The following is a 20366-nucleotide window of genomic DNA, read 5'->3' on the forward strand; positions in this document are numbered from 1 at the left end:
CTTGTCATGCTTGTCGATCCGCGGCCTTGTCGACAAGTGGCTGCTGTCCCGCCCAGTGGAGCAGCTCGCGTACGGCAGCGGTCAACTCCAGACGCCGACGCTCACCGTCGACGCCGCCGGCCCTGCTGACCTGGCTGGCAAAGAGGTAGCGACCACCGTTGCGGGCGCCCTCCCACTCGTAAGACCAACTCTTCCCACCGTTCTCGACGCCAACGCGTTCTTCGTGACCGCATCCCCCAACGCCGTCGTAGATCAACTCCAGCTGTGGGTCTAAGTGCTCATCCATGTGCATCCGGTAGGTCCAGGCTCGCAACTTCACCGGATGCCAACAGATCTAGCGGATCCCTGACGCGCAGCGAAACTGACAAAGCACACTCTCAACGATCTTCTTGCGAGCATCGGCCGGTCGTCTAGGTGCACCGCCCCGCCGCCAGCTCGCCGATGACGGCCACGTACACCGAGGTTGGGAGTGACAGCCGGGCGAGGAATTTACCGCAGGATTCCCCGCCCGCCGACGTGCACGACACTTCACCACTCGATCGAGGGAAGCCTGTCGATGAGCGCGGACGGACCATCACTGATCGGTTGAGCTGTCTGATGATCCACTTGCCTGTGCGGCGGTCTACACCGGTAGGTACGGACTGGGCTTGCCGTGCCAGCTGATCCGCAGAGTGTCGCGGGCGCGGGTCGCAGCGACGAAGAGCAGCGAGCGTGCTTTGCGCTCTTCTCGGGCGAAGCGCTGTTGATCTTCCTTCCGGTAACGCTCGATCAGGCCGGTACGAGGGATCACGCCGTCACGGACGCCGACAATCGCCAGCTTCTGGTACTCGAGTCCCTTGAACCGGTGCATCGTGCCGACGTGGACTTCACCTTCGCCCTTTGGCCCGTCCTTGGTGAGTTCGGCGCAACTGATCTCGGCTTGTGTCGTGAGGTAGTGCATGACTTGGCTGACCATGTCCCTGTCCGCGACACAGACAGCCACGTTGCCGCGGGGATCGCGCCGAACTCCGTTGTCTCCAGTGGAGATCTCTGTGCGCCAACTCGTCAAGGCCGCGGCGAGCTGGCGCAGTTCATCCTCCCAAGATTCGCAGGCCACGAGTTCGGGTGCCGGACCATGTAGCACCGAGCGGTAGCCATCGAGGGTGTCGACACCGTCGTCGAGGTTGTCATAGGAGACCTTCTGGGGGTCGACGACGCCAATGGCGCGGGCGAGGATCTCCCGTGTGGTGCGGTAGCTGAGGGTCAGTCGTGACGAACGGCCGCGGATGTTGATACCTACCGTGCCGAGGGTGACCTGGTGGTCGTAGATGCGCTGGTGGGTGTCACCGGCGATGAACATGTCGTTGGAGCTCTTCGGCACCATGGCACGCAACATCGTCCAGTGGGCGGCGCGGAGATCCTGGGCCTCGTCGACGACCACATGCCGGTAGCGGTGGCTGAGATAGCGCATGCCGGAACTGTCGTCGGGCTCCGTCTGGTCAGGACCGTCGGCAGACTCCTTGCCTTGCCGTGCCTCAATTTTCGCGGCCCGCTCCATCTCGAAGCGAGCCGCCCGCTCAGCGGCCTGGCCCCAGGTTTCGATACCTTCCTTGTCCAGGCGTGCGGTGAACTGCTCCAGCAGCTTCCAGATCTGGTTGCGTTCGGGGCGGGTCAGCGACCGGCCACGGCCCGCGCGACGGGCGTCGAAGTACGCCTTGCGGGTGTTAAGGGACTGACCGAGAACGACCTGGTCCCATTCCTCCAGCAGGAACTCGGCGTCCCAGCGTTGGTCGTCGACCTCGGCGAGCACCTGGCGGAGGACACCGAGCGCCACGGTGTCGTAGACACGTTGCTTGCCGGCACCGACGCCCGCGTTCTCGCTGAGAACTCGCGCGGCGAGCTGGTCGATGTGGGTGATTTCGACGCGGGCCAACAACTCGGGTTCCAGCAGCGAGGCGAGGCGTGCACGCAGGTCCGTGGTGAGATTCTTCGTGAACGTGGTCAGCAGGATCGGCTTGCCAGGGCCTGGCGGTAGCTGTTCAGCGAGATGCTTCACTCGATGCAGGGCGACGATGGTCTTGCCGGTGCCCGGTCCGCCGGAGACTCGTGCCGGTCCGTTGTAGTGGCGAGCGACGAGCTTGGCCTGGCTTGGGTGCAGGAAGACCTTCCAGGTGCGGAAGTCGCCCTCCTCGATCGCGGCCTTGAGGTCCTCGTCGACGGTGGTGACCGTGGTGCGAGCAAGGGCCGCGCCCAGGTTCTCGGCGTAGTCGTTGCCGAGTTCGACCTCGACCTGGGAGGTGATCTCCCGGCGAACCTCGTCCATGCTCATACCGGCAGCAAGCCCGTAGAGGACGTCCTTGGACAGCAGTGGCGCACCGGAGACCAGCTGGTCGAGCTCACCACTGTCGGTAACCGCGAGGGCAAGATCGATCAGTTGCTCGGTGACACCGAGGCCGCGGAGGTCCTCGGCCGTGATGCCAACGAGGAGCTGAGCAACGGATCGGCTCGGCTTGCTCGGCGTGGTGTGAGGAGTCTCGGGTTCCGGTTCGGAGGGCGTGAGCGTGACACCGGCGCGCTGCAACACACTTTCGCCGACCACGGAAAGATCCACGAACTCGATCTCGCCGGTGATCCGGTTGACCGCGACGGAAAGCTCCTCGTACACGTGCTTGCGGTGCCGCACGGCGATGACGAGCCAGTTCTCCTGTCCCCTGTCGTCGATGCCTGTCTTGGCAAGCAGCGCCCGGTAGGACTGGTCGATCTTGGCTCGGAAGACCCGGCGATCGCCCTTGAGTGGCTTGAGATCGAGTCCAGGATGATCAGGGTTGTCGCGGAAGAGATGGCAGAAGTCGTAGAACTTCGCCTTCACCGAGCGGTCGAGCTTGTACAGCTCCTGTTCGGCCTTCTGGTACAGGCTGAGCCGGGCGGTCATCGGGCGGCGCTACCTTCCGCGTCGGGGAGCAGTTCGAGAAGCGAGTCGAGGTGGTCAAGCCAGTCGTCCGCGGTGCGTGCCGTCCAGCCTGCCAGCGCGTACGCGTGATCGCGATTCCTCGCCTCCTCGTCGTGATCGTCGTCGGACTTGGCGACGACGGCGACGCGGACACGGGACTCCGCCCAGGCGAAGTCCGCCTGCCAGCGCGCCTCGCCGAGCTCGTGTCCGAAGATGGGTGCTCGCTTGCCGTGTGTGGCAAGCAGTCTGGCAAGCCTGGTGAGCGCCGACTCCGGTTCGTCCTCTTCGAGGATCGGCAGGATCTCTTCGTCCCAGGACGCATCTCGCAGCAGCTGCGCGATGTCCCGCTCGGCAGCTGACAGCGAGTCGTCCGGTTCCGCGACCTTCTGCGGCCTCTTGAGCTCGACGAGGGAATCCAGCTCGCCTATGCCACCGCAGACGGTGAGGATCTCGACGGGGAAAGCGGCAGCCCTGCTGGAGGCCAGCTGCACCCCGTCTCCACCCGTACGGGAGAGGAACTGCAGCAGGTTCGACCAGTAGAGCCAGGAACGCCAGCGGAGCTTGTGCTCGTCGGTCTCCAGCATTTCGTCGCTGTCGTCGACGATCGTGATGGCGCTCCAGCGCACCGTGTCGGCAGAAGCCTCGTCGCTGAAGTCGACGGCCAGGACGATGGGCAGCCCACGCAGGTCAGTGCCACGCAACACGTGAACCGGACCGTCGTTCCCAGCCGGTCCGACCTCGTGCGAGGCAAGCTCAGCCCGCAGTGCCGCCATTGCGCCCTCCCGATCGACCCCTTGAGCGATCGGGACCGCTGAGGTCGTCAGTCCTGCTACCAAAGCCTTGGCGCGACGTGCCCACAGTCCGGCGTCGGGGCGCCGCAGATACGCGAGCAGGGAGCGGATCGGGTCGACGAATACGGCGTCGGCCAGGTGGGCGCGGTGTTCGCCCAGTCCTTCGTAGACGTCCTTGGCCCGTTCCTGGGCGAGCCCCTGGTACGGGGGCCACACCGGTTCGGCACGATTGTTCCGGTTTTCGAACAGGTCGAGGTCGTCCCAGGTGATCTGGAAGACCACTCGCCCATCGGCGCGGAGCTGGTTGCGTTTGTCGCAATCGTCCGCGAGCCGGTTGTACTTGCGGGTTGCGTGGTAGCGATAGCCGTCCAGGTAGACGGTCACGCTCTGCTTCGGACCGTCGACCCGTTCAAATGTGAAGTCCGTACGCGTATAGTCCAAGTCCTGCTGGGTGGTCAATCGCCAGTTGATGACCCCGTTCGTGTCGGCGAACCGGAGGTAGCCGCTGGCCCGGCCGTCCTCGTCCAGCGTGGCCTTCTCGTCGGTGGTGACCCACCCTCGCAACGCGGCCAGGAAACGAGCCTCGAGGTCGGACTCCACCTGCCTGTCCAGGCCGATCTGCCCGGTGTGCGGGAGCTTTTCGACTGCCCACGCATCGACGAGTGTCTCGCCGTGGTTGTCCACGGTGCCCAGCAGGTCGCTGAGAATCTCCAGGGCCTCGCGGCGGGAGACGATGTCCTGATAGCGCTCGTCGGTGTACCGGTGCAGGCAACGGTGACAGGCAAGCCGGCCTTCGTCCTTGCACGGGCAGTCGAGCAGCGTCCGCCGCGCATCGGCCAGCGTGGCCCTGAACGCGACCGGATCGGTGAGCCTGTGCAGATAGCCCGTACCGCCGGGTAGCCGGTCGAAGAGAACGAGGAAGTGGCGCCGTTCTCCGGTCGCTGGGTCTGGCATGGACGCCACGGTGGTGTCCAGATGTTGTGGATCACCACCGAAGTGCTTGTCCACGCCCAGCCGCAGCGCCGCGCGGAACGAGTGGACCTTCTCCTCGATGAGCACGGTCGCCGCGGGCAGCAGTACCCGCAGCGCCTCGGTCCGCAGCTGGTGCGCGAGCAACACCGGCACCTGAGGCACCGTGGCCGCGCGCTTTCCCCGCCGCAACGGGCACCAGGGCTGGTGGTGCTTGACCTTGGGGTTGCGCGCCGCGGACGAGTTCAGCGCATCCGTGTCGTGGTCGAAAACCGGTTTGCCGTCGGCCGTCGCCGCGCCGCAACCAGTGCAGACGTGGAACGGGCTCAACCGGATGGACTGCCCGGCGAGATCGTCCTCCTGGCTCCGGTCGAAGCGCGCGAGGCCTACGTTGACGCGCCGGACCATCGCGTTCCGGCAGAAATCAACACCGAAGGTCTGTGTTGCATGGCGCCACGAGGTGTCCGGCTCGATCGCTTCGGTTGGGATGTCCACCGCGTCGATGACGGTGTAGAACCGCCGATCACGGTCATCCTTATCGTCACCGATCCGCGCATCCTCACGCTTGCCGCGGGAGGTGACGACAGCAGGCTCCACCACCTGATGGAGACATGAGCCGTCATCGGCGATGCGGGGACTGCGGCAACGCGGGCACGGCGATCGGTCCTCGACCGCGTTCTCGGTGCGCACGAAACCGCAGTCCTGGCAGAACCTCCACTGCTGCCACTGGCGGTGCGCCGTGGTGCCGATCTCCATACCGGTGATCTCGTGTTTGTACCCGTTGACGTAGAAGGTGTTGCCGGGCGCGAGCTCCGACAGCGCGTACCGCCTAGGCCGGTCGTATGAAGAGAGCTTGGACGTGAACCGATCCTTCCCCGTGACCGGATCCACGCCCTCAGACCAGTACAGCGTGGCGTTCAACGTGGTGGCGGTGTCGATCAGGGCATAGTTCGGCAGCAGCCCGAGGTCGCACATGGCATTCTGCGCGGGCGTCATGCCGTGCTGGAGCAGGCGTTTGCCGACCGCCCGTCGTTCGGCGTCGAGCTCGGCCCTCTGGCCGGCCTGGTCAGGATCGGACTCGTGCAGCTCCGCGTGCGCTTCGTCGATCATCTTCAGACGGGAGCGCAGAATGTCCTCGCTGCGCCGCCACTCACGTTCAGCCTCCTCGGCCGCGCTTCGCAGACCACGTGTCGCATAGGCACGCAAGTCAGCCTTTGCCTCGTCGTTGACCCCGGTAGGGAAGAGCGCCAGAAACCCCTCGACAAGTTGCTCGCCCTGAGCGATGGCAACCTCGACCAGATCAACGAGATACCCCGACGGACCGAACAACGCGGGGGCCTGCAATGGCAAAGCACGCAACGGAACGCCGTCGCTCCGGAGCAGCCGGTCTCGAGCCGCGAGATCCAGCAGGTGCGCAAGGTACTGGCGGCGCAGGATTTCGACCGCGGAGAGGTGACATCCGGGTGGCACGATCTGGCCGGCGATCATCTCCCTCGGCTGGTCCAGGAAGTACAGGTCCCGGCGACTGCGGTCGGGAATGGTGAGCAGGAAAGCGTTGCCGGTGCGGCGTCCAGCGCGGCCGACCTGCTGTGCGTAGTTGGCAGGGCGGCGCGGCAACGCTGCCAGCACAACGGCCGACAGGTCACCGATGTCGATACCCATCTCCAGCGTGGGCGTGCACGACAGCACGTTGGGATCCTTGAACCCGGTGCCATGCTTGAACGCTGCCTCAACCCGCTCGCGCTCAGGACGGCTGAGCATGCCGGTGTGCTCGGCGGTGATCACCTGGTACGTGCCCGCACGCCGGTACAAGCGCCGGTAGTAGTCGGCGCGGTAGTCGCGATCCCGCTGGTGTACCCCCAGCTCCTCCGGCCGGTCTCCGGCGACAAGCCGACCGGTGCGGCAACGGTAGGAAGGGCAAGGCTGGCCGTGCCACTGCTCCAGCAGTGTCGGGTGCACCGTCTGCTCCCAGAAACACACCGGGCAACGAACAAACGCGGTATTCACTTCGTCGTCGGTCAACAACCGGATGTCGATGTTGCCCGGCTGAAGCCCGTAAATCCGCGCGGAGCTGTCGTTGGGCGTGCCGACCGACAACAAGCCGGCACCGGCAAGCTCGGGCAGCAGTCGGCTCCAGAACTCCGGGACCTGTTCACGCGGCAGTTCCAGACACCGCTGCGCCCAACGCTCATACCAGGACAACCGGCCTGTGGCGAAGTCGAACTCGCTGCCAGCTTTGGGCTGCGCCAGCAGGAACACCGGGGCGCCGATCCCCTTCGGGAACGCCCGCATACCTGGGGGCCGACCACCCCAGACGTGGTATCGGCTGGTGCCTGCCTCCCTCAGATATCCCTTCAACCAGTGGTGTTTGATCGCACCACGAGTCCGCAGCCGCTCCAGGAAGATGCGCAGAAACGCCAGATATCTCGAGTCCTCCTGAGCTTCGGGTACCACGCCACCTCGTTCGAGCCCGAGGTGGACAGTCTTGACGAGCTCCACGGCCGCAGCCGTGTCGGGGACGCGAACCTGTGCGGCCGCGGTGCGCGTCAGCTCCAGGGTCCGGCCATTGCGCGACCGGAAACCGAACTCCATCAACGCTTCGAAGGCAAGCCGCTCGCCGATCAGCCGCCAGGTCTTCAGATCCCCACCGCGCCCCTGACCGGAGAGCAGCCGGTTCACTCCCTTGTGATCGTGCAGGTCCGTCGGCACGACCGCGCTCAAGGTCTTCGGATCGGTGGTCGCTGCGACAACGTCGGCGATCAGATCGTTCAGTGCAGTCGGCCGATCCTCGGAGAGATGCTTCTTCAGCAGCGCGCGCAGTGAGAACGTGTACGAACGGCTGGCAACGAACCCTGCCCGGTGCGCAGCATCCTGCACCGAGTCGTTGAACATCAGCGTCTTGTCCTCGGCCAGCGCCTCGTCGAGCTCTCCCCCGGTGAAGAGCTGGGTCACCGATGCCGCCGCGAGTGCGGCGGCACCAGTACCCAAGTACCGGATCGCATTGCGCTCGCCGCACGCCGGGCACCAGTCCTCGCCGGCCGCGGTGTTCGCCGTATCGCCGATGTTGACCAGAACAAACGCCGAATCGCGCGCCGTCAGACGCGGTTCACCAGTCGACTGGTCGTAGTCCTTCTGCGGATCGGGCACCCTCAGCCGGCGCTCAGGCCCATCCAGCACCAGCAGAATCCCACCCGTGCCGTGGGCAAGTGTGCCTTTGTCCCTGCTGGAACGAGCCGAGACTGCCATCGGTGCGGCGCCGGAGCCTTCACGCGCCTCACGATCGGTCGCCGCGATCAGGTTGCGAACCCTGATCTTGTCCTGACTGGTGGAGGCCCGTCGGATCTTGTGAGTGTCGAACTCCACGTCCTGGTCGTCGCTCTCCGGGGAGAACACCGCCCAGCCCGAACGCCCGCAGTCGCGGCAATAGACCGCAGGCAGGAACAGGTTCGCGGACTGGCCGGACGTCGCCACCGTCACCGGAGCCGTACGGCCATGGTTCGCGCCGTGCGCATCGTTAGTTCCGGCTGTGTCCCACCGGAACTCCGCCTTCGGCCACGGCACCACACCACGCACGAGCCGGGACACCGAACGAGCCCACTGATGTACCTCGACATGCGCGAACGGACGCGGCCGTTCCGGAGTGGATTCGGGGTCACGCGCGATGGAGAGCAGGGCTATGAACCGGGCGAGAGCACCGGCCGCCACCTCTGGCTGCCGGGTGATCGCCTGCACCCACGACTGTGCGCCAGTACGCCACATCATGTCCAGAATCTCGGCGCCCGTCCGCACCTCGCCGTCCAACGAGCGCATGACGGCTGAGGTGAGCATGTGCTTCTTCAGGTTCGCGCCAAGCACGAACGGATCAAGGTCACGGGTGCCGGTAACCGCCTCGATCAGATCCGCCAACGCATCCTCGCCTGTGGCCGGATCGGGCAACGCGGCAAGCTGCTCGGGCAACGGGAACGGGAGGACCGGATCGAAGTCGTGGACAGGGATGAACTCGTCCACCGACTGCCGGTTCTCGCCGATGACCGCGTCTGCGGTGAACTCTGTGCCGAAGACCTGTGTAGCGACGTCGAGCAGCGCGCTCGCGTCAGCACCTGCACCGGAGCCCAACGTCGCGGACGTGGCCACCGGGCAGATCCGGCCGAGTGGCCGGGCAGGCTCGGGCGCACCAACCGCGGCAGCCAGGCGACGCAGCAGGATCGCCACGTCAGTTCCCTGTGCGCCGTCGTAGGTGTGGAACTCGTCCACGACGACGTAGCGGATGTCCGCGTCGGTCCACAGTGGGGCGTCTGGGAACCGTTGCAGCAACAGGTCGAGCATCTTGTAGTTGGTGATGAGAATGTCAGGCGGCGAGAGCCACATGTCCGAGCGCCGGGTGTGGACCTTCTCGTACTTGGTTGCCGCCCGGTCACCGATGTACAGACCTGCGTGCAGCCTGCTCAACGCCTTGTGCTCGACGAGCAGTCTGTTGAGACGTTGCGCCTGGTCTGTCGCGAGGGCGTTCATCGGGTACAGGAAGACCGCTTTGATCCCATCGCGGCCGACGGCCTTCTCCCGCACGCAGTGATCGAGAATCGGGTACAGGAACGCCTCGGTCTTACCCGAACCCGTGCCCGTGGTGATGACGGTCGGTTGCGGAGCTCGGCCGCCCGATGAGCTGAGCCGGGCGAAGGCCTCGGCCTGGTGGGCGTACGGCGTCCAGCCGTCCTCACGCTTCCAGTCCAGCAGCTCGCGCCAGCTCGGATCCGCGGTGGTGAAGGGTGTGCGGATGCGCAGGAACGGACCACGGAACATGCCGGAGGTCTCGTCCCCGAGGAACCGATGCAGGGACTCGCGTGCGCCTTCATCGGTGAGGGCGTAGGTGGTCGACAGGTACTGCAGCAGACTCTCCTTGAGCCCACGTGCTTCCAGCGTCGGCCTCACGACTGCGGCACCTCCTGCTTCACCGGGTCCCACTCACCGCGCGCGACGGCGGCGTCGAGACGAGCCTGGAACACAGCGTGCGCTTCGCGCATCTCGGTTTCGCGATCAGCCTGATAAAAGTCAGGGAGATAGCCATCTGGTGGAGGTACGCTATCCACGGCGGCAAGATGCTCCTGGAGCCGCTTATAGTCTTCACTCTTTTGACCTTGCCCGAAGACTCGGCTGTCTCTCGCGATTCTCCTGCCCGTGGCATCAAACCACATTTCACTCTCTCGCTCATACAGCAAAGGAAAGCGGCCCCGAAAAATCGTGCACAAAACTTCCGCAGAAATTCCGAGACAAACTGCAACAAGAGCATCTAGCTCGACTAGCGCCGCACGCCGGGCGTGCTCAGACCTCAAGGGAGTGCAGAGGTTCCACTCACGCGCCGCTACTCCGATATTTTCGGCCGGCCGACTGGAGATCACCCAAGAATCATCGATCCACGAGGGATCAAATGCAGCATTCCACGCAGGCGCATAAGCTTCACTCAGGCAATTGAGTCGAGCCGCTCGAAGCGTAATTGCGAAATAGAGCGGATGCCCAACCGCGGGAATAGGTATCTTCCGGGCGTCCCTGTCATGAAGATTCTTCTTGCCCATCAAACGAATCAAGTACTCGATGGGAATAGAACTCCAGAACCCGACAATCGCAAGATCGAAAGCTACGCCACCGCGCGACATCGAATATATTCCGTCTACGTGAGCTGGCCCCGGTGGCAGAAACGCCACATTAAAGCAGCGCTCCATATCGAATGTCATCATTTTCCGCCAGGCGACACGCGGAAAATCTACGTACGGCCTACCGTCCCAGGATTTCATCGCCGCGACGTACCGAGACCGTTCGACGACTCGCTTAAATGCCGTCGCTGGAACGAATTCCCCGGAAATCGCAGACAAATCTACAGGCCTGCCGTGGCTGGCGAGATTTGGACTTTGTTTCGTAATTGGATTCGAGACTGAGATGTGAGGCCCACTGAGAATCACATCATCCCACACTGAAGGCTCCGTATGGACCTTTTCAATCAATCGCCGCCGTTGCGATGTGCTCTCATTGAAACCAGAGCTGACTCGCTCGACGACACCGAGGCGGTGCGGATAGGCGCGAAGCGCGTCCATTGCGGCCGTTTCCAGGTCCGTAACTGGGTTGAACAGGACAGTATTCCCGGCCGGCTCGCCTACTTGCCCTGAAATCTGCTGCCACTCAAGCAGCAGTTCAGGCGTTACATGAATCACCCGCCGACGATGAGGACGGAGGTCAAAGTCTCGCGCCAACTTAATTCCAGGAATATCCCCAGAACCATCATGCGTCAACGAACGTCCCACAACCGACGAGTGATAGAGGTTGCTCAGATGAAGAAAGGACACCTCCTGCATCGACCCGTAAATATGCACACCAAACTGAGTCGTGTGACCAACCGGCTCAGGAAAAGCCCAGTGTCCACCATTTACGAAGTTGCAGTGAACCCGCAGGCGCGACAGAGCGGAAGAGCGAATCCTCTCAAGTCCTCCGGTCGAGAGATGCGCTTCAGAGTGCACCATTCCCGAAGTCCCTATAGAGCACGAATTCTCCCACACCTTACACATGAAATTAAGGTAAAGATCAGGTTGATCGGTACCAAGTTCAGGATAGTTTACTTCGGATCCCACGAATCTTGAAATTCCCGCCGAGTTACTCACTCGAATTTGAAGGATCGCACGGCACTCGCTATCCGCCAGTACGGCAGCGCGCCGATCGGACGCAAGCGGATGCGAGGTGCCCCCGACGATAGCAAACCAAGGATCGAATTCCGCCAACTCAGATGCCGCATCCCACTTCGGCTGCACCCACGGTGGGTTGCCTACCTGGAGGTCGAAGCCACCGCCCTGCGCGAAGACGAGTGCGAACTCCAGTTCCCAGTGTAGGAAGCCTTGCTGCGTCGCAATGTCCCGCACTGTGTGCAGCCACGGGAACCGTTGCTCGGGATTCGCCGGATCCATCCCCATGTATGCCGGCAGGACCGCCTCGAAGTCCTTCAGCTCGTCCAGGTTGTTGAACTGACTGATGATCTCGTCTTCGGACACGTCCCCGGTGCCGATCATCGCTTCCAGGAAGTCCAGCCAGTCGTCGAGATCCTTCAACGGAATGGAATCCCGCAGAGGCACGGCCTTCGGCTTGGCCTTCGGCAACGACTTCTGCCTGATCGTCGCGGTCTCGATGATCAGTTCGTCATCAGGCCTCGGTTCCAGGTCAGCGAGCGAGGTCTGCTCAGGCTCCAGGGCGAACAACGCGAAGCGCTCCTCGACCCGAGGCCATGTTGCCGCCGCCGCTGGCGATTCACCAAGCAGCGCACTGACTGCCACGGAGTCCGCCGCGGCCGTTTCCTCGTACGCCCGATCCGTCCCGTCAAGCAACGCAGCCCTGTCAACCGGCCAGAACCAGAGCGCACACCAAGCGTCCATGACGGTCTTCAGCCGCCAGTAGGGCGTGTCCACGGCGTTGAAGAGGTCCTCGAAGACCTGCTCCTTGGACACAGCGTGCTCTGGCCGACGCAGGAAGCCGTACTCGGGATCGACGGGATCGGCGCCCCAGACGTCAATCCGACGCGCGATCGCCTGCTCGGAGATCTCCATTCGCTTAACGACGAGCGCCCACAGGAACTCCACCCGCCTCGCGGCGTCGCGGAGCCTGGTGAACTGGGATCGCGCCTCGGGCTGGGGCTTGCCGTCCTTGATCTTGGGTGCACCGGTCTTCGTGTTCAGGTGCGCCGTGCTGCGCTTCGGCCGCTGGAGGATCCCCTTCTTCCACGCGGCGAGTTTGGACGCCTCACTGGCGGCGAGTTCCTTAGCCTCGGTGGCCCCGGCGACCGCCGCCCAGCCAGGACTCGGCAGCAGGAACTGGTGCACCGCGTCCTGCGGCAGCAGCTGTTCGACGCCATCCTTCAAGAACGGCAACGGAGTCGGCGCCAACCCGCTCTTGGCCTTTAGCCACGCCTTCTCCGCTGAGGCGACGTCCTCCCCCGAATAGACCGCGCGTCGTGCACCGATGAGCGAGTTGCCACGACGAAGGTGCAAGCCGAACCAGGGTGCCCGCATGCCGGGATGCATCGTGTTGAGCCACAACGACACTTCGGCTAGTTCGACGCCGGTCGCGTTCAGGTCCACGCCGTACGCGTTGTGCAACGCGATGTACGCCTTGGCCTTCTGCTTCTCCGTCAACGCATCCGCAGTCGGAATCGAGACGCCGAGCTCGTCCTGACGCCGCCGCAAATATTCGTCGGCGACCTGGTTGATCGCCTCGTTGAGGAAGGCCCCGGATCCGAGTGCGGGCTCGCAGATCTTGTACGTCAACAGCTCCGCGGCCCGCGTCTTGATCGTGTTCCCGTCGGCGTCTCGCTCCTGGTCGAGTCGGTGTTTCAGCGCGAGCTCGACCGTGACCTTGGTGAGCGACTCCGGCGTGTAGTACGAGGCAGAAGTCTCGCGGTCTCGCCCGGCGAGCCGGTAGACGAAGCTGCCTGCTGGATAACGCTTCGGCCCGCGCAGCCCCTTGCGGTTGTCGTGCTCGTTGTACTCGACGAGCGTGTTCGCCGGATAGTCCGTCTGCCGGTGTACGGGGATGAGCCATGACCCCTTGTCCGGGTCACCTCCCTTGGCGACCTCGCACAGCTCTTCCTCGGCGATGATCCCGGTGTAGGACATCAGGCCCTCGTAGACGGCGCCGAGCTGGTTGATGCCCAAATTGCGGTACGAGATGAAGCCACCGCGGTCACCACGCCGGGTGGCCTTCTTCATCGTCAGCAGCCGCAGCACCTCGTGCAGCGCGGAATTGCGCAGCCGCAGATCCAGAACGGCACCGCTGTCCTCAGCCTCACGAGGATCGACGACGCTGCGGCCGATCAGCCGGATCGCCTTCGGCTCGAACAGTTCACTGCGCAGCGGCTCGAACCGAAGGCCGCGGTCTTCGCTTCGACGTGCAGCCTTCGACTTCCGGGTCGCCTCGTCGTCGCCGGGCAGGTCGTCGTCGGACTCGGTGCCATACGGACGGTGCCCGTTGTTGACCTTGTGGAAGAGGACGTGCAGCGACTCGAAGAGGTGAAACCCGTTCCGGGCTTCCTCCTCGATGAGCTGCTCGTCGCGTTCGACCAGCTCACGCAGGCGGGCGACCGAGTAGCCGGCCTCGTAGGAGCCGTCATCCGCAGGAAGGATGCCCAGCTCAGGCCGAGCTTCGGCGTAGAGCAAGAACAGGATTCGATAGAGGTAGCGGAGCGACTCGCGGGTGAGTTCCTTGGCGAACGGGATCCTGATGTCCTCGACTTGCCGGGGTTCTACGCCGGCCGCGTCCAACCGTGCCAGCACCTCGTTGGCAATGATCTCGACCGAACGTTGGAGACCTTCACGGAGCTCCCCGGAAACTCCGACCGCGTTGTCGGTCGATGCTTTAAGGAGCGCGTCGATCTGTGGTCCCTTGCCGTCCTCCCCAGGAACCAGCATCTCGTGGCTGAAGAGGGCGGCGATGGTGGCCAGTTCGCCGAGTTGCTTGCGATCGTTGCGTTCCAGCGCCGCATCCAGATTCACGGCGAGGAAACGTCCCTCGGCCCATGCCTGTCGGTCGGCGAGCACGATGACCCCGCCGCACAGCAGGATCACGAAGCGGGGCGGCGCGCCGCCAGCCTCGTTCAGCTCACTCTGGAACAACCAGGTCGCAAGGGTCGGCCCCGTCTCGTACACCTCGCTGGCGCCCACCCGCAACGGATGCAGCAGCCGTCCAGGGCCGTCTGCGTCGAGAGCGGAGTCGTTGACCGCTGCCCAGCCGCATTCGATCGCAACGATCCCATCGCCGTGCCAGGCGGCCTCGACGACGTGTTCGCGTCCGGCCCGGTGGACCTTGAGCTGTGTGGGGCCTTCCGCGAAGCCGAGGGCATCGAGAACCCTCTGGTGCCAGGCTCCCAGCCGTTTGACCCACTCCGGATTGTTGTGGGTGCGCAGCCGAGCGGAGACCTCGTCGTCGTCCGCTGCGTCCTGCTCCGCACTTTCGGCGAAGAAGGTTCGGACTCGCTCGGACAGGTAGTCGGCGCGGAGATCACGCAGCTTCTGCCGCGGCGTCCTGCGCTTGTCGTGCTCGTCGGTCTCACGCAGCGACCAGGTGGCGAGGAGCCCTTTCTTGAGATCCACGCCGAGCTGATCGGCGAAGTAGTGCGCCGAGAAGTACTCGCCCCGGTTGGTGAAGGAGTCGAAGTCGGTGCTCATCGGGCGGTGCCTTCCACGTCGGACAGCGGCTCGAGGACGGCGAGCAAGCGCAGCATCGGCGCCCCGGAGGTCTTCAACGACGCGATGAGACCCTCGCGGCGACTGGCGGCGAGATTCACGCCTTGTTCTCCGGTCTTACCCGCTGCAAAAAGCACCGCCTGCTCCCGCCACTCCTGCACGCGCCTGCTGTAAGGCTCGAGAACCCGGTCGATGCGCTGCGCGTACTCGTTCTGCCGCTGCACGAGGTACCGCTCGGCCTCATCGATTGCTTGCGGGACAAGGTGTTGCAGTCCTTCCCTGTCCTGCAGTGTCGCGCGCCCAGGCATCCGTGGTCCCACTCCGCAGAGCTTCAGGAATTCGGCATCCATGGGCACCACCCTGGGCGTGTCAGGCAGGCCGAGAACCGCCATCCACTCCACGACGGCTGGCCTGCCGAGGGCGTTGGAGTAGATTCCCTGAACGAGGAACACCGGGCCGGTGAGGCGCTCGTGGGGCAGGTAGGCCAGGACGAACGCCTCGTCATAGCGGATCGAAGCGAGAGCTTTGTCCGTCACCCAGTCCAGCACCGGGTGGACGTCCGACACGTAGCTGACGTTGGGCCACAGGGTTTTCGACGAGTCGCGTGCGGCTTTGAGCCGCTTTTCGGCCAGCTGCTTGGAGAACGTCATGAGCAACCGGCCAGGCCTTGTCGAGGTCGGCAGAATGCCCTGCTCATCCAGATAGGACTTGGGCAGCGCCTTGAACCGGTACTGCAGATCGGCCGGTGGTTCGAAGGCGATGGTGCCATCCTCGTCACGACGCAACGAGAGATCGTCCTCCGGACGGGTCGGGCAGATCTGGCGCAGCGCTTCGTCGAAGTACGCGGCCGTGGACTCGAACACTGAGGGGACTGTTGCGATCGCGACCTCTGCGTGCTCGGGGTCCGCGCCCACGTTCCCCAGCATGGCCGCGAGGAAACCTGCGCTACCCTGCCGCGACTTTTTGATGGAAGTCTCGACGGTGCGGCCCGCGATCAGGTCCTTCGTCAGGCGGTCGTCCTCCTCCTTAGCCCGGTACAAGCCTGTGACGGCCTCGGCCGATCCCTCGATCTTGTGCGCCTCCTCCTCCCGCCGAAGGAGCTTGGCACCGACCAGCCGGTCATCGAGCGAGAGGACCTCGCCAGTCTCCTCATCCACACGCCACTGCACGTCGCTGGTGAGGACAAGAGCACGGAACTCGGGGGAACGTTCCTGCCCGTAGCGGTCGATGCGACCGTTGCGCTGCTCGATCCGGATCAACGACCAAGGCAGGTCGTAGTGAATGAGCTGGTTGCATTGCTGATGCAGGTTGACGCCTTCAGAGGCGACGTCGTTGGTGACCAGGATCCGCACCGGATCGTCCCGCAGGCCGAACTTCTCCACGATCTTCTTCTGCTCGTCCTCGCCGGTGGCCTCGCTGTGGATCACCTGCACGACGCCGCCGTAGGACAGCCACGGCTTGTTCTTGTCATCGCTCTTGCCCGCGGGGAATCCCAACTGTGCGGGCACGACCTCAGCGAGCCATTTCAACGTCGCGATGCGCTCGGAGAAGATCACGACGCGGGTAGTCGATTTGGGACCGACTCCCAGTTCGTTGAGCACCTCGACGAGCTTCGTCAGCTTCGCGGAGTCGGCGTCCTCGATTCGAGAGGCGAGCCGGTCGAGGTCCAGCAGCGCCGACCGCTCGATCTCGCTCGGAGCCTTGGCGTTGTCCAATGTGCGCAGTCGCGTCCCAATGGTTTCCCGCAATGCCTTGTGGGAGGAGAGGAACGCCTTGAACAGCGTGTACGGGAACAGCTGGTGATCGCTGACCGCGCCTGCTGCACGATCGCGCGGGATCCACCGGGAAGCGAGTTCCTCGAAGATCGCTTCTTCCTTGCCCGTCGCCTTGGCTTCCACTGGCAAGGACGGTCCCCTGTCAGCCCACGCCCCCTTGAGAGAGTCACGCACTTCCCGTGAAGTCTTCGTCCTCCTGATGTAGAGGTGCTCGAGGTTCTTCACGTCGTAGTTCGACGGGTCCGCGATCGCGGCCTCGTCGAGCAGCTTGATCAGCTCGGCGAAAGACTCGGCGTTGCCGTTGTGCGGTGTTGCGGATGCGAGGATCAGTGCATCAGTACGGCGGGCGAGCAGTTGGGCGAGCGCGTTGTTGCGGGTACCGCGGTTGACCAGGTTGTGCGACTCGTCGATGACGACAGCGTCCCAGTCGGTGTTACCGAGGTGATGCGCGTAGACATCGCTCTTGAGCGTGTCGACCGAGATGATGGCGCGTTTGAAGTAGGCAAACGGGTTACGGCCCGCCGGAATGTCCTGCTGGATCCGCTGGATGCCGGTCGAGTCGAGCCGCACCAGCGGGATGGAGAAACGGGTCCACAGCTCGCGCTGGAACTGCTCCAGGACGTGTGCCGGCGTCACCACGAGGATCCGCTCACCACGGCCACGACGGATGAGCTCGGCTAGCAGAAGTCCGATCTCCAAGGTCTTCCCAAGGCCCACCACGTCCGCGATGAGGATGCGCGGCTGCGGGTTCTGCATCGACAGCGCAAGTTCGGCGGGACGCAGCTGATGGGTCTGCTTGTCCATGAGGAAGCTGTCGGCGAGTGCAAGACCGTGCTCCGTCTGAGGCAAGGCGGTCTTGCGGATCGCCGCCTCAAGGTAGAGACGCGCACGGCGATGGTTCGGAGAGTCGTCAGCCACCAGCCGGGTCTTCCGAGGGTCGAGCACTTCGATGCCGGCGGGCTTCTCGAGTTCCTCGTAGAAGACAGCGTCAGTTCCGCGGACAAACGGGGAGACGCCGGTTACCTCGAGCATCCAACCGTCATGCCGAGTGTTGCTGACCTTCTTCACCAGCCACTGCTCGTCACGAATCCGCACCTGGGCGCCAGGCGCGTACCTCGCCGCATGCTCAGGCATCTCCTGCGCCATTTCGACCTCAAGGGCGACGACGTCCTGGCCGTCTTCTCGCCCGACGTTCGCGGTCAAGCGCACTCCATTCATGAACTCGTTCGTCCAACCCTGCAGAACTGACTACAACCCAGGTTGCGTTGCGTACTGTTTCCGCAGCTCCTCGGCCACTCGCTGCGAAGCAGGTACCCGTCCGCGGCGCATGTCAGCCTGAGGGGGTGCAGCGGCCTGGTCAACTTCACTGGACACCTCGTTCTCTGAGGCTTCCGCGGACGCATCGGGAGGACCGTCAAGAGGGCTGTCCAGCGCCATTTCGCCGCTGAGGGGGACAGCCTGTGCTTCGAGCCGGTCCAGAAGAGAAGGCGGTGGAGGTGATACCGCTATCGCTGACGAACTGCCAACCGTGCGGTCGATCAATGCATGCCGGGCGCTCACTGGCGACAAACCGTTGTCGGACATCAGCTTCGCGCATTGGGCTGTCACCGTCTCGAGAGAAGGACGATCAGTCGGATCGTGCGCGAGCATCGATGAGACCAGCGGAAGCAGAGCATCCGGGAGGCCGCCTAGATCAGGATGCTGGCGAGGGTCGGCGACCTGTCCGACGATGGCTTCCCACCGACCGCCTTCGTAGGGGTAGTGCCCTGTCGCCGCGTACAGCAGAACGGTTCCCAGTCCATACACATCTGCGGCTGGCGTGACCTGCGGGCGCCCCATCGCCTGCTCCGGTGGCATGCAGCGCACTGTGCCGATGATCATTCCGCTGTGTGAGAGCGTGTCCTTCGCCGCGTCCAGGAATGCACCGAGACCGAAGTCGATCAGGATCGGACCGTAGTCGCCCATGATCACGTTCTGTGGCTTGAGGTCTCGGTGCAAGAGCCCTGTGGCATGTACAGCTGCCAAACCTTCGGCCAGTAGCGCACCAAGACTTGCGACGAGCGGCGCCGGCAACGGGCCATGCGCTTCGATGTGGACGAACAGCGTGCTCCCTGGCACGTACTCCATCGCCAGCCAGGGACGATCAGCGTAGGGATCCGCGTCGAGGAACCTCGCAACCCTGTTCGTCCCGACGACGGTCCGGGCGATCAAGGCTTCCTTCTCGAACCGCGCGCGGGTGACCGGATCCAGCCGATCGCTGCGGATCAGCTTCACCGCGACGGGATCGCCAGCGGGCGAGTAGGCAAGGTACACCTCGCCCATGCCTCCGGAGCCAAGCTCGCGCTCCACTACGTAGCGGCCGATCAGCGCGGGCATATCACTCATGGCCTACCTGTCGCCCTCTCGTAACCAAGCGTTACCGCATGCACTCTCGCTGCGAGAGCCACACCCTACTCGGTTGAATCACGAAGGAGCAGCACGGAAGCAAGCGCAAAACTGGCCAAAAGTGTGACACCAAGCCTATCGCAATACATCAATTCTCGCAGTGCTCACATGCGCTTACACCTGCGCCGTGGCACCTCAAGAATCGAGACGCCGCGAGTCCAAGTGCTCGTCGTGTCCGCCAACCAGGTTCAAAAGGCGATCCTTTTGCACGAAAGTTCTGCGGTCTTGGCCTCGAAGTCGGCTAACCACCCATCCGACGCCAAGGTCCGCTCACTTCGTGGTGGGCCTCGGCCCGTACTTCTCCAACCCGACCTTCGGCGACACGCCAATATCGCCGTGGCCGATCGACTTGGACAGGCCCACTTCACCCTTTGCCGGCGGATTGTCCGAGGAGTAGACGACGTACTGGAACGACATGTGGTCCTCCCGGTCGTACGCCGTGCTCAGCCAGTAGTCGCGGTTCCCAATGTCCTCCAGCCTCACGAGGACCTCGCCCATGTCCGACTCCGCCCGGACGAGGACCTCAAAGTCAATCTGCTGCCCCGAGTCGATGCCATGTACGTAGACGTAGCTCGCGTCGACTACCTCTGCCTGCGCCTTCCAGTCCGCCACGATCTTCTTGCAGAGCTCGTCCACGTCCTCGTAGTACTGCACAAAGAGATTGCACCCGGACAGCAGCCCGACCAGCATCACAACCAAACCCATCACACCGGCCACCCGCCTTGCCGCGCTCACTTCAGCCTCCCGGGACAGGCCCGCATCAAGCCCCGATCGATTCTGGTTCCGAGGGTGACCGCTATACGGTGCGGTGGTACCGGGACGCTCGCTACGCGACCACTACGGTCGCCGGTAGATCGAGTTGTCACTGAAGTCGTCATCCTCGATCGGCCTAGGCATGGGCTTCCGCGGTTCAGGAGTACCGAACGCCGGCACCGACACGTCGGTGTCGAGTTGTCCTGCCTGTCCACCGACCGCGTTCCGGAACTCGCCGAGCACGTTGGCCGCGGCTCCTTCCCTCGCCTTCCGCACCAGCTCCATGAGCCTCGCGGCGAGGTCCGGGTTATGCGCGATCTTGAGGTCGAGCAGGGCACCGTTCGGCGCCACCGTCACGGTCAACGCCTTGTCCTCGGAGGTGACGGTCTGCCCCGCCGCCTCCAGGTTGCGGCGGAACGCGACCGCGTTGCGCTGCAGTTCCGCGGTCTTGGCCTCGAAGTCGGCCAGCCATTCGTCCGGATTCATCGTCCAC

The 20366-nt window shown here is 64.0% G+C and carries 8 protein-coding genes; all 8 read right to left on the reverse strand.

Going from position 1 to position 20366, the window contains the following annotated elements:
* Positions 1–4 precede the first annotated feature (4 nt).
* Complete coding sequence (locus tag AOM45_RS51000; protein WP_156093972.1) at positions 5–319, reverse strand: hypothetical protein; 315 nt, start codon at positions 317–319, stop codon at positions 5–7.
* Between the two features lie 303 nt (positions 320–622).
* Entirely contained in the window at positions 623–2911 is a 2289-nt protein-coding gene (locus AOM45_RS20550; RefSeq protein ID WP_030469146.1) for a UvrD-helicase domain-containing protein, read from the reverse strand.
* Positions 2908–9618 carry a DEAD/DEAH box helicase gene (locus tag AOM45_RS20555; RefSeq protein ID WP_030469145.1) on the reverse strand — a complete coding sequence of 2237 codons (6711 nt, stop codon included), beginning with the start codon at positions 9616–9618 and terminating at the stop codon, positions 2908–2910. Before AOM45_RS20555 ends, AOM45_RS20550 begins: the two co-directional genes overlap by 4 nt.
* A complete protein-coding gene (locus AOM45_RS20560) occupies positions 9615–14882 on the reverse strand; it encodes a hypothetical protein (protein WP_030469144.1) in 5268 nt (1755 codons plus the stop codon). The genes AOM45_RS20555 and AOM45_RS20560 overlap by 4 nt, the downstream gene beginning before the upstream one ends.
* Complete coding sequence (locus tag AOM45_RS20565) at positions 14879–17878, reverse strand: DEAD/DEAH box helicase (protein ID WP_236703773.1); 3000 nt, start codon at positions 17876–17878, stop codon at positions 14879–14881. The genes AOM45_RS20560 and AOM45_RS20565 overlap by 4 nt, the downstream gene beginning before the upstream one ends.
* 45 nt (positions 17879–17923) lie before the next feature.
* Entirely contained in the window at positions 17924–19051 is a 1128-nt protein-coding gene (locus tag AOM45_RS20570; RefSeq protein WP_201780030.1) for a serine/threonine-protein kinase, read from the reverse strand.
* Positions 19052–19390: 339 nt separating this feature from the next.
* Positions 19391–19855, reverse strand: coding sequence for a hypothetical protein (locus tag AOM45_RS20575; protein ID WP_059362625.1), 465 nt, complete (start codon positions 19853–19855; stop codon positions 19391–19393).
* A gap of 102 nt (positions 19856–19957) precedes the next feature.
* The gene (locus AOM45_RS20580) at positions 19958–20359 is read right to left on the reverse strand and encodes a YbaB/EbfC family nucleoid-associated protein (RefSeq protein ID WP_051783903.1); all 402 of its coding nucleotides are present in this window, start codon (positions 20357–20359) and stop codon (positions 19958–19960) included.
* Between the last annotated feature and the right edge of the window lie 7 nt (positions 20360–20366).

It is taken from the genome of Lentzea aerocolonigenes, assembly GCF_000974445.1.
In the GTDB taxonomy this organism is placed as follows: Bacteria; Actinomycetota; Actinomycetes; order Mycobacteriales; family Pseudonocardiaceae; genus Lentzea; species Lentzea aerocolonigenes.

Coding starts and splice junctions, on each gene's coding strand:
- AOM45_RS20570 (WP_201780030.1), bottom strand. CDS start 19,051: ATGCCCGCGCTGATCGGCCGCTACGTAGTGGAGCGCGAGCTTGGCTCC.
- AOM45_RS20560 (WP_030469144.1), bottom strand. CDS start 14,882: ATGAGCACCGACTTCGACTCCTTCACCAACCGGGGCGAGTACTTCTCG.
- AOM45_RS20550 (WP_030469146.1), bottom strand. CDS start 2,911: ATGACCGCCCGGCTCAGCCTGTACCAGAAGGCCGAACAGGAGCTGTAC.
- AOM45_RS20580 (WP_051783903.1), bottom strand. CDS start 20,359: ATGAATCCGGACGAATGGCTGGCCGACTTCGAGGCCAAGACCGCGGAA.